This window comes from Streptomyces sp. NPDC006314 (genome assembly GCF_040613075.1).
In the GTDB taxonomy this organism is placed as follows: domain Bacteria; phylum Actinomycetota; class Actinomycetes; order Streptomycetales; family Streptomycetaceae; genus Streptomyces.
This window is the reverse complement of sequence record NZ_JBEXRL010000016.1, coordinates 117,764-132,222: the sequence shown is the minus strand read 5'-3', so window position 1 is coordinate 132,222 and position 14,459 is coordinate 117,764. Positions and strand designations below refer to the sequence as shown.

Sequence of the window (14,459 nt, the reverse complement as noted above, 5' to 3'; positions counted from 1 at the left end):
CCGGGTAACGAGGTGAGGGAGCCATGACGACCCTGACGGAAGCGGACGCGCTGGACGGTCTGCGCGACGCGCTCGGCCTGCTCAAGGACCGGGAGCAGGTGGCCGAACGGCTGCTTGCCTCCTCCGCCAAGCACTCCTTCGACCCGGACAAGGAGCTGGACTGGGACGCGCCCTTCGAGGAGGGCAAGTGGTTCTGGCCGCCGGAGCTCGTGTCGCTGTACGACACCCCGATGTGGAGGCGGATGAGCGAGGAACAGCGCCTCCTGCTCTCCCGGCACGAGGCGGCGGCGCTCGCCTCGCTCGGCATCTGGTTCGAGATCATCCTCATGCAGCTGCTCGTCCGGCACATCTACGACAAGGCGGCGACGAGCGCGCACGTGCGGTACGCGCTCACCGAGATCGAGGACGAGTGCCGGCACTCGAAGATGTTCGCGCGGCTGATCTCGCACGGCGGCACCCCGTGGTACCCCGTCAGCCGCGCCCACCAGAACCTGGGCCGCCTGTTCAAGACCGTCTCGACGACTCCCGGCTCCTTCACCGCCACGCTGCTCGGCGAGGAGGTCCTGGACTGGATGCAGCGGCTGACCTTCCCCGACGAGCGGGTCCAGCCCCTGATCCGGGGCGTCACGCGCATCCACGTGGCCGAGGAGGCGCGCCATGTCCGGTACGCGCGCGAGGAGCTGCGGCGCCAGATGGTGACCGCCCCCAGGTGGTCCCAGGAGTTCACCCGGGTGACCTCCGGGGAGTTCGCGCGGGTGTTCTCGGTCGCCTTCGTCAACCCCGCCGTGTACACGAACGTCGGCCTCGACAGGCGGGAGGCCATGGCGCAGGTGAAGGCGAGTGCCCACCGGCGGGAGGTCATGCAGACGGGCGCGAGGCGGCTGACGGACTTCCTGGACGACATCGGGGTGCTGCGAGGTGTCGGCCGGCGGCTGTGGAGGTCCTCGGGGCTGCTGGCTTGACGCAGGCTGCGGGTTCGTCCCGCCGCCGGCGACCCGCACCCCCGCGGCGACTAGGCTGCGGCTTATGACCCCGGCCGCCACCCCCGCCTACCGTCGGCTCAGTGTCGAGGAGCGTCGCAGCCAGCTCCTCGACGCCGCCCTGTCGCTCTTCGCGCACCGCGCTCCCGAGGACGTGTCGCTGGACGACGTGGCGGAGGCGGCCGGGGTCTCGCGTCCGCTGGTGTACCGGTACTTCCCCGGCGGCAAGCAGCAGCTGTACGAGGCCGCGCTGCGCTCCGCCGCCGAGGAGCTCCAGCAGTGCTTCGACGAGGCCCGCGAGGGCCCGCTGCTGCCCCGGCTGTCCCGCGCCCTGGACCGCTATCTGGCCTTCGTGGACGGACACGACACCGGCTTCAGCGCGTTGCTGCAGGGCGGCAGCGTGGTGGAGACGTCCCGGACGACCGCCATCGTGGACGGGGTGCGCCGGGCCGCCGCCGAGCACATCTTCAGCCACCTCGGCGTCACCGACCCCGGCCCCCGCCTGCGCATGACCGTCCGGATGTGGATCACGGCCGTGGAGGCGGCCTCGCTGATGTGGCTGGACGAGGACAAGCAGCCCCCGGTGGAGGAGCTGCGGGACTGGCTGGTGGAGCAGTTCGTGGCCGTCCTCACCGTCACCGCGGGCCGTGACCCGCAGACGGCCGTCCTTGTCGGCGCACTCGCCGAGGAAGGCTGAGACTGGAGCCGTGAAGAGTCAGCACACCCCCTTCGAGGGCGGCCCGATGGACGGGCGCGTACTGCCCGTCCTGCTCGGCCCCACCGGGCACCCACCGAAGACGTACCGCATCCCCGTCCCCGACCCGGAAGGCGGCCCGCCGACGGTGCTCGTCTACCGCCGCGTGCCCCGAGGGCACAGCCGGCGGCTGGGGCTGGTCCAGGGGTGGAAGTACCGGTACGACCCCGACGACACCTCCGGCGGCAAGCTCAGGTGGCCCTGGTCCAGGCCGGACACCACGCCGTCCGGCAAGCCGGGCGACCCGGACGGGTGAAAGGCTTGCGCCGAACCGCGCAGGCTTCGCGGACACCCCGCACCGACACGTCTGATTATCACTTTGTGATGGGAGTCGGAGACTCCGCTCTCCCCGCATCGGAGGTGATGGCGTGTCAGGAAGACTTCTGCGCCTGGCCTGTACGGCAGCGGTGGCGGCCCAGGCCGTCCTCGCGCCCGTACCCGCCGTGGCCGCACCGGAACCGCAGCGTTCCGTCGCACAGCTGCTGACGGACCTTCAGCAGATCTACCGGCAGACCGAACAGGCCACCGAGACCTACAACGCCACCGCGGAGAAGCTGAAGCAGCAGCGCGCCACGGTGGCCCGCCTCGACGGCGAACTGGCCCGTACCCGCCTCGCCCTGCGGGACAGCCGGACCGACGCCGGCCGCCTGGCCCGGCAGCAGTACCAGAACAGCACCGGCCTCGGCCCCTACATCCGCCTGCTCCTGGCCCGGGACCCGCAGCACGCGCTGGACGAGGGGCATGTCATCGGCGAGCTGACGCGCGAGCGGGCCCGGGCGGTGGCCCGGCTGACCGCCACGGAGAAGCGGCGGGACACCCTGGCGCGGGCGGCCCGCAAGGCGCTCGACACCCAGCTCACCCTCGCCGGCCGGCAGAAGAAGCAGCGCGACGCGGTCCAGGCCAAGCTGGGGGACGTCGAACGCCTGCTGGCCTCCCTCACACCCGCCCAGCTCGCCGCGGTCGCCCGTCTGGAACAGCAGGGAGTCACCGAGGCCCAGCGGAAACTCACCACCGCCGGTGCCCTCCCCGCCGATCGCCCCGCCTCCACCGAGGGCGACCGGGCCGTCCGCTACGCCATGGACCAGCTCGGCAAGCCGTACCAGTGGGGCGCGCAGGGCCCTTCGGCGTACGACTGCTCGGGCCTGACCTCCCAGGCCTGGGAGCATGCGGGCACACCGATCCCCCGCACCAGTCAGGAGCAGTGGAAACAGCTCAAGCGGGTCCCGCTGAACGAACTCCGCCCGGGCGACCTGGTCATCTACTTCCCCGAGGCGACCCACGTGGCGATGTACGTGGGCGGCGGCAGGGTGGTACAGGCGCCACGCCCTGGGGAGAACGTCAAGGTCTCACCTCTGGCGTCCTATCCGGTGCTCGGCGCGGTACGCCCGGATGACCCCCTTGGGACGCGGGGCCCTGTCTGACCGGCGGATCCGCGGCCGCCGGCGCCCCACGCCCCACGCCCCACGGCGATCAGGCCCCGGAAACCGAAGCCAGGTAGGCCTGGGTCTTCTCCGGGTCGTAGAAGAAGTTCTCGAAGTCCGCCGGATCGTCGAAGGCGTTGGCGAAACGATCAGCCACCGGCTGCAGCTGCCCCGCGGCCCCGATGAGGTTCAGGACGTGCTCCGGCGGCGGCGCCAGCATCGCGTTCGTCCACTTGGTGACATGCTGGGCCGTGGCCCAGTACCGGTCGAACGTACTCCGCATCCACTCCTCGTCGAACGGCTTGTCCCCCCGCTCCAGGATCGACGCGAGGTAGGCGGCCGCGCACTTGGACGCGGAGTTGGAGCCCTGTCCGGTGATCGGGTCGTTGGCGACGACCACGTCGGCCACACCCAGGACCAGACCGCCGCCGGGCAGGCGGCCGACGGGATTGCGGACGGTCGGCGCGTACCGGCCGGCCAGCGTGCCACCGGCGTCCGTCAGTTCCACCTTCGTCGCCCGCGCGTACTCCCAGGGCGTGAACCTCTCCATGAGTTCCAGGGTCAGGGAGAGGTGCTCCGCCGGGTCCTTGACGCCGTTGAAGACGTCGAGCGGGCCGCCGGGTATGCCCTCCCAGAACAGGATGTCGGCGCGGCCGGAGGTCGTGAAGGTCGGCATGATGAACAGCTCGCCGACCCCGGGGACCAGGTTGCAGCGGACCGCGTCGAACTCCGGGTGCTCCGGGCGCGGGCCGAGCCCGTGGACATACGCCACCGCGAGGGCGCGCTGCGGCTCGGTGTACGGGGAGCGCTCCGGGTCACGGGCGAACATCGACACCAGCTCGCCCTTGCCCGCCGCGACCAGGACGAGGTCGTAGGTGCGGGAGAAGTAGTCGAGGTCGCCGACCGCCGCGCCGTGGATGACCAGCTGGCCGCCGCGCTGCGCGAAGGTCTCCATCCAGCCGGCCATCTTCACCCGCTGGTCGACCGACTGCGCGTACCCGTCCAGCCTGCCCACCCAGTCGATGGCCCGCTGGGTGGGGCCCGGGTCGTGCGAACCGGGGGCCGCCACCGAGACACCGAGTCCTTCGATCTTCGGGGCCTGGGACTCCCAGAAGTTCAGCTGGAGATCACGCTCGTGCTGCAGGGCCGTGTCGAACATGCACTGCGTCGACATGACCCGGCCGGAGCGGATCTCGTCCGCGGTCCGGTTCGACATCAGGGTGACCTCGTAGCCGTGCGACTGCAGGCCGAGGGCGAGCTGGAGTCCGGACTGGCCGGCTCCGACGACGAGTATCTTCCGCATGCGGGTGGTGTCTCCTACGGGTGAGGACTACTCGGGGGTTTCGTCGAGCGCGTGGGCCACCAGGGCCAGGAGGGTCTCGATGACCGAGATCCGCCGCCGCGCGTCCATGATCATGACAGGGATGTGCGCGGGTATCGTCAGCGCCTCCCGTACGTCCTCCGGCTCGAACCGCTCGCTGCCGTCGAAGTGGTTGACCGCGACGACGTACGGCAGTCCGCAGCTCTCGAAGTAGTCCAGCGCCGGGAAGCAGTCCTTCAGACGGCGGGTGTCGGCCATGACGACGGCGCCGATCGCGCCACGCACCAGGTCGTCCCACATGAACCAGAACCGCTGCTGGCCCGGCGTGCCGAACAGGTAGAGCACCAGGTCGTCGTCGAGCGTGATGCGGCCGAAGTCCATGGCCACGGTGGTGGTGAGCTTGCCCGGCGTGGCGGACAGGTCGTCGGTGCCCTCGCTGGCCTCGGTCATCAGCGCCTCGGTCTGCAGGGGCGTGATCTCCGAGACGGAGGTGACCAGCGTGGTCTTGCCGACGCCGAAGCCCCCGGCCACCACGATCTTCGTGGCGATGGGGGCCCGGGTGCGGTCCGTCTGCCAGGACTTCAGGTCCTCGTCGGGCTCGGCGTATCCGGCGGCGAGGGGGTTGCCTCCGACGGCGGAGGCGGCGTCAGAGACGACGGAGTCCACTCAGCACCCTTTCCAGCAGAGCGCGGTCCGGGCGGCCGGTGCCATGACCGGTTCCGGTGCCGTACACACGGATCTTTCCCTGGTCCGCGAGGTCGCTCAGGAGCACGCGGACCACGCCGAGCGGCATCTTCAGCAGCGCGGCGATCTCGGCCACCGTTCGCATACGGCGGCACAGTTCGACGATGGCCCGCATCTCCGGCATGACCCGGGTGGTGAGGGAGCCGTTCGTCAGTTCCCTGCGCTCCGCGGGGGCCTCCAGCGCGGCCACGAACGTCTCCACGAGGAGGACGTGGCCGAAGCGGGTACGGCCGCCGGTGAGCGAGTACGGGCGGACGCGGGCCGGTTTGCGGCCGCCGCCGCGGACCGGGAGTTTCGGCGTGCCGCTCATCGGGCGCTCCCGGTCGACGAGGACTCCAGCGACTGCCGCAGTTCCGACCGGAGTTCCGGGGTGAGGACATGGCCGGCGCGGCCCACGAACAGGGCCATGTGGTACGCCACCACGCTCATGTCGCACTCGGCGGAACCGTGTACGCCGAGCAGCGAGCCGTCGCTGATCGACATCACGAACAGGCTGCCCTCCTCCATCGCGACCATCGAGTGCTTGACCCCGCCGAACTCCATCAGCTTCGCGGCGCCGACGGTGAGGCTGGCGATGCCGGAGACGATGGTGGCGAGGTCGGCGGAGGAGCCGCGGGGGCCGCCGTGCTTGACTCCGCGGGCCTGGCGGGCCTCCTCCGTGCGGCCCGGGTCGGACGAGAGCAGGAGCAGACCGTCGGAGGAGACCACGGCGACGGACTGGATGCCGGGTACTTCCTCGACCAGGTTGGTCAGCAGCCAGTGCAGGTTGCGGGCTTCACTGCTCAGTCCGTAGGTACTGGGCGCGGTCAACTGCTTGCCTCCTCGGCTGTGCCCCCCGTGGCTTCTTCGGCGTGTGCGTAGCTCGTCGGCCGTTGGTGGCCGGCCGTCTGTTCGGCGATCTCCGTCTCCACGTCGCGGTAGCCGGCCTCCGCGCCTCGGCGGAAGCCGCCGAGCCTGCGGCGCAGGGCGTCGGCGTCGATGCTTCCGCTGCGCGGGCGGGGCGGTGCGGCGGGTTCGGTGATCTTGGGTGTGCGCTTGGGGAGGCCCTTGCTGGTGACCTGGTCCTCCGCCTCGGCTTCGCCTTCGGCGTGGTCGTTCCCCCCCACGCCATCCATGCGGCCTTCACCGTCGGGTGCGGGTGGCCCCTGTGGGGCGTCCTCGCCGCCGGCGGCCGCCGGGATGCGGGGCATGCCGTCCGTGGGCTGCGCCGGCGGATCCGGGAGCAGCAGCTCCATCGTCGTCTCGGCGTGGGTCTCCAACGGGGCCTTCGGGCGGGTCTCCGCCCGCTCGGCGCCCGACCCGGCCTGCTCGTGCACGGCTTGGTCCAACGGGCTGTCGGCCGTGTCCTTCTCCACCTGCTCGGCCGAGGCGTCGGCGGTGTCCCGTACCGCCGGCCCGGCCCAGCCGGCGTCCGTGCCCTGCGGCCCTTCCTCAGCCAAGGCCTCGGAGGCGTCCTGGGCCGTGTGCTCGGGCGAGGCGTCGGAGGCGTCCCGGGTGGTGTGGGCGGTCGGGGTGTCGGGGGCGTCCGTGTTCCGGTTGCGCGTCGGGTCGTCGGAGGCGCCCCGTACGGCCTTCTCCGCCAGGGCGACCAAGGGGTCGCCGTCCTTCGTGCGGCCGTGGAGCACGTTGGAGTTGACCTCGGCGTGGGCGCCGGGGAGCGAGAAGGTGGCCGTGCCACCCGGGAGCGTGGTCTGGGACGGGAGGGCGGCGGGCGGGGCCTCGGCGAGCAGCGGCGCGGGCAGGACCACGACCGCGGCGATGCCGCCCTGCTTCTGCTCGCGCAGCTGGACGCGGACGCCGTGGCGGTGGGCGAGGCGGGCGACGACGTAGAGGCCGAGCCCGAGGCCGTCCTCGCCCTCCTGGTCGTAGGGGGACTCGGGGTCGAAGTCGGCGAGGCGCGAGTTGAGGCGGTCCAGGCGGTCGCTCGCCATGCCGATGCCCTCGTCCTGGACGGACAGCATGACCTCGCCGGACTCCAGGAGCCAGCCGGAGACCTCGACGGGCAGGTCCGGTGGGGAGAACGAAGTGGCGTTCTCCATGAGTTCGGCCAGGAGATGGGAGAGGTCGTCGGCGGCGAAGCCCGCGACATGGGCGTGCGGCGGGAGGGCGGCGATGCGGACGCGTTCGTAGCGTTCGATCTCGCTGACCGCCGCGCGGACCACGTCGACCAGCGGGACCGGGCCGTGGTGCTGCTGGACGTGCTCCGTGCCCGCGAGGACCAGGAGGTTCTCGCTGTGGCGGCGCATGACCGTGGCGAAGTGGTCCAGTTTGAAGAGCGTGGCGAGGCGCTCGGGGTCCTGTTCGCGCTCCTCCAGTCCCTCGATGACCGCCAGTTGGCGCTCGACCAGGCCGAGCGTGCGCAGCGCGAGGTTGACGAACGTGCCGCCGATGCTGGTGCGCAGCCGCTCCAGCTGAGCCGCGGACTCGGCGAGTTCGGCGCGGAGGTCCTCGCGGGCGTCGGCCATCTTCTGCCGCTGGCCGACCAGGTGCTTGCGGTCGGTCTCCAGGGTGGCCACGCGCTCGTGGAGGGCGACCGCGTGCGTGTGGAGGGCGTTGACCGAGCGGACCACCTGGGCGAACTCGTCGTTGCGGCCGGTGAAGGTGATCGGTTCCTGGGCCGCGGGGTCCTCGGACTCCGCGAGGCGGGCCGAGCCGCGGCGCAGGACGGACAGCGGGCGGGTGAGGGTGCGGGCCATGGCGGTCGCGATACCGATCGCCACCAGCATCAGGGTGCCGAGGACGGCGATGCGGATCTCCAGGGCGGTGACGTCGTCGTCCCGGAGCTTCTCGAGGTCCTTGGTGCGGTGGTCGTAGAGGGCGGACTCGGCGCCGCGCATCAGGTCGACGCGGGCGGACAGGGCCGCGTCCAGCTTCTTGGTGCTGGTGGTCAGCTCGCTGTCGGCCAGGGTCGGCTGGTCGGTGAGCGTGGCGAGGTACTTCTCGGCGGAGTTGACCTCCGGGCCGGTGACCGTGGAGTCGTAGGAGTCCACGGCCGCCTTGGGGGCGGTCCCGCGGAAGTCGGCGAGGGCCGCGTCGGCGCGCAGACGGGTCTGCTGGGCGACGGCCGTGAGGGCGTCGCGCTGCTTCCCGTCCGCCTCCGTCGTGGTGGCGGTCCTGGTCGGCAGACCGGTGGTGGGGCTGATCACCGTCTGGGTGCTCGACGGGACGTTCAGCGCGGCCAGCAGCAGGCCGCGGGCGGCGGCGGACTGCTGGACCGCGGAGTCCAGCTCGGCGAGCGCGTAGGTGCCGGAGCCGGCCCGGGGAGGCATCTGCTCGGCCAGTTGCCCGGCGAGCCGGTGCAGTTCGGTGATCGTCGCCGAGTAGGCCTGGTGGGCCTGGAGGGCGGTGCTCTTGCCGGTGAGTGCGGCCCGGCGGACGGCGGCGATGGTGTCGAGGTCGGTGCGCAGGCTCGCCGGGGTGTCGGTGTCCGCGCGCAGGTCCTCGACCTGACGGTCCACGCGGGCGCCGCGGTCCTCGGAGGGCGCCTTGGACTTGGGGCGGCCGGCCGCGATGTAGGAGGTGACCTCGTCGCGCTCGTCGGCGAGCGAGTGGGCGAGGGAGAGCGCGTCCTGGGTGCGGGCGGCCAGCGTCACCAGCTCCTGGGAGTCGCTGACGTCCTGGGAGGCGGTGAGCAGGGCGGGCGCGCCCGCCCCCGCGACGGCGGCGGCCACCACGGCGACGGCGACGATCAGCCGGGTGCGCACATGGGTGGGGCGGCCGGTGCCCACGGGGGTCTGCGGGTCGGTCCCCGCGGGGGCCGTCTGCCTGCCTGTGCGCCGAGGCCGCTTCTTCTGCACCGGTGCTCGCAATCCTGAACTCGTATACCCAGGGGCCCGGGTGGCGCCCCGCCATGTCGGTGCCAAGTGGTGCGTACACCCGGTTCGTACGGTTCCCGACCCTCCCAGCGCCGGTGGGCAGTGGTCGCGCATCACCTGACCCGCCACCCGAAGGAGTGAACATCGGAGGGGAGTTGGCGGGCAAGTTCCTCTGGCGCGTGCGGTGCTCTTGTGCGGCGGGCCGGTTGGACGCACGCGGCAGGCTTTGGCAGTATTCGCCACCACGCCTTCCCGGAGTGGCTCAATCCCCCCCAAAACAGGCGCCTGACCTGCGGAGTCGTGCTTGTCCGACGGCGCTTGCCAGCCTTCGGCGAAGCCTGTGAAGGCCTGGTGCAGACTGGCCGGATGCGCACTGATCTCGTCTCGGAACCCGGCACCGCCGTTCGCCCCAACGAGGACTTCGCCGGGGTCGGACTACCCGCCTCCGGACAGGGAGGTTGTGTGGTCGTCCTGGACGGGGTGACGCCACCCAGCGGCACGACGGGCTGTCTGCATTCCGTTCCCTGGTTCACCGCGCGGCTCGGCGGCGCACTGACCGAACTGACCCTTTCCTGCCGAGATCTGACGCTCCCGGAGATTCTCGAGCGGGCGATCGGGCGCACCGCCGAGGCGCATGCGGACACCTGTGAGCTTTCTCACCCGCGGACGCCTCAGGCAACCGTCGTCCTGACCCGCTGGTCCGCCGACACGGTCGAGTACCTGGTGCTGTCGGATTCGGCGTTGCTGCTGCGGGGCACCGACGGCACGGTCACCCCGGTGCTGGACGACCGGCTGGACCGGCTTCCCCGTTCCGCGCTCGCCACCGACGCCCTGGTGGACGCCACCCTGCGCAACAAGGAGGGCGGCTTCTTCACCGCGGCCGCCGACCCCTCGGTGGCCGCCCGCGCGGTCACCGGCACCCTGCCCCGGCGCGAGGTCCGCGCGCTGGCCGCGCTGACGGACGGCGCGACCCGCTGGACGGAGAAGTTCCAGGAGGGCGACTGGACGGCCCTGTTCGACGTGGTCGCGAAGGAGGGTGCCCGGTCGCTGGTCGAGCGGGTACGGGAGCTGGAGACGGCGGACCGGGAGGAGCGGGCGTTCCTGGGGCGGAGCAAGACGCACGACGACGCGACGGTGGTGTACGTGGAGCTGTGAGGCCCCACGAAGGGGTCTATCTCTCCATGACGCCGTTCAGCTGGTGCAGCAGCCGGGCCAGTTCCGCGACCTCGCGGCGGTCCCAGTGGGCGAGCTGGCTGACATAGCGGGCACGGCGGGCCTCGCGGACCTTGCCGACCCGGCCGCGCCCCTCGTCGGTGAGGGTGACGAGCCAGGCGCGGCCGTCGGCGGGGTCGGGTTGGCGGGCGATCAGGCCCAGGTCCTCCAGGGCGCGCAGCTGGCGGGACATGGTGGCCTTGCCGACGCCGATGTAGGCGGCGAGTTCGGTGGCCCGCTGGCCGCCCAGCTCGTCCAGCCGGATGAGCAGTCCGTACGCGGCGGACTCCAGGTCGGGGTGGACCTCGCGGGCCATCTCGCCCTGGTTGGCCCGGGCGCGCCGGAGCAGCACGGTCAACTCGCGCTCCAGTTCCAGGAATTCCTGGTCTGCACCACTGGGCGCCACCTGGCCGGCGACGCGATGTGCGTCGCCGTTTCCGTCCTCGTGCACGTCAGCACCTCTGATCGGTTTCGCGGTCCTGAAAGTTTCCGTCAATTGTCGTCATTGCCGCAGCTCCGTAAGTATTTCGCAGGCGTAGACCAACGGCGGCGTCCGGACCCCCTTCCCACGCCGTCATCTACGTGCGTAGCTTCTTTATCGGGCAACCAATGGCATGCCCACGCCAGTGGTGCCGGCCCCCCCCCCCCCCCACCTCAACGGCCACCGCCACGGTCTCCCCACCTCACTCCCCCGGAGGCACGTCATGCCCGTGCACAGACCTGTCCCCATCCGCCCGCGCCCCCTCGCCGTCCTTGTCACGGCCCTGCTCGCGGCGCTCGCCCTCACGGTTCCCCTCACCTCCGCCCAGGCCGCGACCACACCCAGCCGCGGCTCCGCCCGCATGGGCATGGGCGTCCTCGCGCACGACGGCCGGAACGGCACGCCCAGAAAGGGTGACGCCACCCAGACGGAGGGCGTGGACGTCTCCGGTCACCAGGGCAACGTCGCCTGGTCCACCCTGTGGAGCAGCGGAGTGCGCTGGGCGTACACGAAGGGCACCGAGGGCACGTACTACACGAACCCGTACTTCGCCCAGCAGTACAACGGTTCCTACAACGTGGGCATGATCCGCGGCGCCTACCACTTCGCGACCCCGGACACCACCAGCGGCGCCACCCAGGCCAACTACTTCGTCGACCACGGCGGCGGCTGGTCCCGGGACGGCAAGACCCTGCCCGGCGCCCTCGACATCGAGTGGAACCCCTACGGCGCCGCCTGCTACGGCAAGACGGCGAGCCAGATGGTCAGCTGGATCGCCGACTTCATCAACGCCTACAAGGCGCGCACCGGCCGGTACCCCGTGATCTACACCGCCACCAGCTGGTGGACCCAGTGCACCGGCAACTACGGCGGCTTCGCCGTGAACAACCCCCTGTGGATCGCCCGCTACGCCTCGGACCCGGGGACGCTGCCGGCCGGCTGGTCGTACTACACGATGTGGCAGTACACCTCCTCCGGCCCGACCGTCGGCGACCACGACAAGTTCAACGGGGCCCTGGACCGGGTGCAGGCCCTGGCCAACGGCTAGCGCCGGCGCGAGACCCGCCCGGCCGGGGGCCCCGGGGTACCCCGGACAAGCACGGCAACGGGTCCCTGGACCGGGTGCAGGCCCGGCTCCGCGGTGAGCCGCCCGCGCCGTGACCCCTGTCGTGCGAGGCAGGGGTCACAGGCCCAGGGAGACTCTCCGCCCCTCTCCTCAGGTCCCCCTTCTCTCCGCCCGTCCCTGCGTTGGTGCTCCGCGCCGGCCGGGATCATGCTGGTCAGGGAGAGCCTGCCGAGCAAGGCGAGATGAGCGGCGATGGAGCGACAGTCGACGTACACGGCCACGGCCACCATCGATGAGCGCGGCGTCCTCACGAACTGGAGCGAGGGCGCCCGGCGGCTGCTCGGCTACGACTCCTCGGCCGTCGTCGGACGGCCCGCCACCGCGCTGCTCGCCACCGACGGCGCGGCGGTCCGGCGGGCGCTGGCCGGGCGGGAACGCTGGAACGGCACCGTGCCGCTCAGGCACCGGGACGGCCGGTGCCTGGAGCTGGGCGTGCTGGCGCACCGGCGGACCTCGGCCACGGGGGTCACCGAGTGGCTGGTGGTGAGCGCCGTGACGGCCCGGTCCCAGCCGCCCCGGGGCGAGCCGCTGGAGGAGTGGACGTTCCTGCAGTCGCCCTTCCCGCTGGCCATCTTCGACGCGGATCTGCGGCTGGTGCGCGCCAACCGCCGGATGGAGCACGCCCTCGCCCTGCCCGAGGCGGCGATGCGCGGGCTGCGCCTCGCCCACATCGTGCCCGGTGCGGCGAGCGAGGAGACCGAGCGCTCGATGCGGCCGGCGCTTGAGTCCGGACGGCCGCAGGAGGTGCGCGTCCGCCTCGGCCCGGAGCTGGGCCGTGCCGCCGTCCTCACCCCCCTCAAGGACGCCGGCGGCCGGGTGCGGGCCGTCTGCCTGTCCACACAGCAGCCCGCCCAGGATTCCGCGGCACGGCAGCGCCCCTCCGGTGAGACCGGCTCGCGCGTCGGCGTGGTGGCGGACCAGGCCCGTGCCGCGCAGGAACTCGGCGAGGTCACGGTCCCCCGGCTGGCCGACGTCATGGCGGTCGACCTGCTCGACTCCCCCCGTACCGGCGCCGAGGACCCTGCCGCGCGGCCGGGCCCGGTCGTACTGCGCCGCGCCGCCCTGCGCGCGGTCCCGGACGGCGACGGGCCCGGGTACGGCACCGGCGTGGGCGAGGCGATCGTCTGCCCGGCGGACTCCCCTCCGGCGCGCTGCCTGACGGCGGGCCGTCCGCTCCTGTACGACACGACGGACCCGGCCGTCGCCGAGTGGGCGGCGCTGGATCCGGGCGCCTCGTGGCTGCGCGCGTCCGGCGCCCGGTCGCTGCTCGCGGTGCCGCTGCTCGCCCAGGGCGACACCCTCGGCGTGGCCCTCTTCGGCCGCCACCGGGACCGGGCGCCGTTCGGCCCGGAGGATCTGCGGCTCGCCGAGGAGTTCACGACCAAGGCGGCCACCGGCATCCAGCAGGCCCGCGCCTACCCGCGGGCCCGCACCACCACGATGGCCCTGCAACGCAGCCTGCTGCCGCACACGCTGCCCGACCAGGGGGCCCTGGAGATCGCCACCCGTTATCTTCCCGCCGCGACCCGGGCCGGTGTGGGCGGTGACTGGTTCGACGTGATCCCGCTGTCCGGGGCCCGGGTGGCGCTCGTCGTGGGCGACGTGGTGGGCCACGGCATCCGCGCCTCCGCGACCATGGGCCGGCTGCGCACGGCGGTGCGCACCCTCGCCGACGTCGACCTGCCGGCCGATGAACTCCTCACCCACCTCGACGACCTGGTCCTGCGGCTCGCCGCCGACGAGGGCAGCGCGGACCCGGCCGCCGAGACCGCCGGCGGCATCGGCACCACCTGCCTGTACGCGGTCTACGACCCGGTCTCGCGCCACTGCACCGTGGCCCGGGCCGGTCATCCGCCGCCGGCCGTGGTCACCCCGGACGGCACCGTCCGCTTCCTCGACGTGCCCGCGGGACCGCCGCTCGGGCTCGGCGGGCTGCCCTTCGAGGCCGTCGAGACCGAACTGCCCGAGGGCAGTCTGCTGGCCCTCTACACGGACGGGTTGTTCGAGGCCCGCAAGCATGACATCGATGAGGCGCTGGACAAGATGTTCGCCGCGCTGGGCCGCCCCGCGAAGTCGCTGGACTCCGTCTGCGACCGGGTGCTCTCCGAGCTGCTGTCCCATCGCCCCGACGACGACATCGCCCTGCTGGTGGCCCGTACCCGGGCCCTGCACCAGGACCGGGTCGCCTCCTGGGAGCTGGACAACGAGCCCAGCGTCGTCTCCCTCGCCCGCGGCCACGCCCGCGAGCAGCTGTCCGGGTGGGGCCTGGACGAGGTCGCGTTCACCACGGAGCTGATGGTCAGCGAGCTCGTCACCAACGCCATCCGCTACGGCCGCCCACCCATCCGGCTCCGGCTGATCCACCAGGGCGACAAGCTGATCAGCGAGGTGTACGACTCCAGCGGCACCACCCCGCACATGCGGCGGGCCCGGATCTTCGACGAGGGTGGCCGGGGTCTGCTGCTGGTCGCCCAGCTCGCCGAGCACTGGGGCACCCGGCACGACCGGGTCGGCAAGACGGTGTGGGCGGAGCAGTCGGTCACGACGCTGTGAGTACCTGACCCGCGTGCCGACCGCCCCGCCGCGGGATGCGGCGGGGCGGTCG

13 protein-coding genes are annotated in these 14,459 nt (G+C 72.4%); 7 read left to right on the top strand and 6 right to left on the bottom strand.

The features are described from left to right. Window positions 1–23 precede the first annotated feature (23 nt). From ABZ079_RS26695 to ABZ079_RS26680, 4 genes are all read left to right on the top strand, one after another. Window positions 24–962, top strand: coding sequence for a diiron oxygenase (locus tag ABZ079_RS26695; RefSeq protein WP_356941982.1), 939 nt, complete (start codon window positions 24–26; stop codon window positions 960–962). Between the two features lie 64 nt (window positions 963–1,026). Then, complete coding sequence (locus ABZ079_RS26690; protein ID WP_356941981.1) at window positions 1,027–1,677, top strand: TetR/AcrR family transcriptional regulator; 651 nt, start codon at window positions 1,027–1,029, stop codon at window positions 1,675–1,677. Window positions 1,678–1,687: 10 nt separating this feature from the next. After that, window positions 1,688–1,990 (top strand): hypothetical protein, encoded by a 303-nt coding sequence (locus tag ABZ079_RS26685; RefSeq protein ID WP_356941980.1) that lies wholly within the window; start codon window positions 1,688–1,690, stop codon window positions 1,988–1,990. Window positions 1,991–2,102: 112 nt separating this feature from the next. Beyond that, a complete protein-coding gene (locus tag ABZ079_RS26680; RefSeq protein ID WP_356941979.1) occupies window positions 2,103–3,155 on the top strand; it encodes an NlpC/P60 family protein in 1,053 nt (350 codons plus the stop codon). Between the two features lie 49 nt (window positions 3,156–3,204). Here ABZ079_RS26680 and ABZ079_RS26675 read toward each other — a convergent pair whose 3' ends face one another. From ABZ079_RS26675 to ABZ079_RS26655, 5 genes are read right to left on the bottom strand one after another with little or no spacing between them, the layout of a single operon-like run. Further along, entirely contained in the window at window positions 3,205–4,458 is a 1,254-nt protein-coding gene (locus ABZ079_RS26675) for a styrene monooxygenase/indole monooxygenase family protein (protein WP_356941978.1), read from the bottom strand. A gap of 27 nt (window positions 4,459–4,485) precedes the next feature. Next, the gene (locus tag ABZ079_RS26670) at window positions 4,486–5,142 is read right to left on the bottom strand and encodes an ATP/GTP-binding protein (protein ID WP_356941977.1); all 657 of its coding nucleotides are present in this window, start codon (window positions 5,140–5,142) and stop codon (window positions 4,486–4,488) included. After that, entirely contained in the window at window positions 5,123–5,530 is a 408-nt protein-coding gene (locus ABZ079_RS26665) for a DUF742 domain-containing protein (RefSeq protein ID WP_356941976.1), read from the bottom strand. Before ABZ079_RS26665 ends, ABZ079_RS26670 begins: the two co-directional genes overlap by 20 nt. Beyond that, on the bottom strand, window positions 5,527–6,030 hold the full coding sequence (locus tag ABZ079_RS26660; RefSeq protein WP_356941975.1) for a roadblock/LC7 domain-containing protein: 504 nt from the start codon (window positions 6,028–6,030) through the stop codon (window positions 5,527–5,529). Before ABZ079_RS26660 ends, ABZ079_RS26665 begins: the two co-directional genes overlap by 4 nt. After that, complete coding sequence (locus ABZ079_RS26655; RefSeq protein WP_356941974.1) at window positions 6,027–9,017, bottom strand: nitrate- and nitrite sensing domain-containing protein; 2,991 nt, start codon at window positions 9,015–9,017, stop codon at window positions 6,027–6,029. Before ABZ079_RS26655 ends, ABZ079_RS26660 begins: the two co-directional genes overlap by 4 nt. Window positions 9,018–9,401: 384 nt before the next feature. Between ABZ079_RS26655 and ABZ079_RS26650 the strand changes: the two genes are divergently transcribed. Then, window positions 9,402–10,190 (top strand): protein phosphatase 2C domain-containing protein, encoded by a 789-nt coding sequence (locus ABZ079_RS26650; RefSeq protein ID WP_356941973.1) that lies wholly within the window; start codon window positions 9,402–9,404, stop codon window positions 10,188–10,190. Between the two features lie 16 nt (window positions 10,191–10,206). Here ABZ079_RS26650 and ABZ079_RS26645 read toward each other — a convergent pair whose 3' ends face one another. Next, window positions 10,207–10,698: a MarR family transcriptional regulator gene (locus ABZ079_RS26645; protein ID WP_356941972.1), complete on the bottom strand. Its 492-nt coding sequence runs from the start codon at window positions 10,696–10,698 to the stop codon at window positions 10,207–10,209. Between the two features lie 253 nt (window positions 10,699–10,951). Here ABZ079_RS26645 and ABZ079_RS26640 point away from each other — a divergent pair, with 253 nt between their 5' ends. Beyond that, window positions 10,952–11,776, top strand: a complete 825-nt coding sequence (locus ABZ079_RS26640; RefSeq protein WP_356941971.1) for a lysozyme — start codon at window positions 10,952–10,954, stop codon at window positions 11,774–11,776. Window positions 11,777–12,046: 270 nt separating this feature from the next. Continuing rightward, entirely contained in the window at window positions 12,047–14,407 is a 2,361-nt protein-coding gene (locus tag ABZ079_RS26635) for a SpoIIE family protein phosphatase (RefSeq protein ID WP_356941970.1), read from the top strand. Window positions 14,408–14,459: the final 52 nt, after the last annotated feature.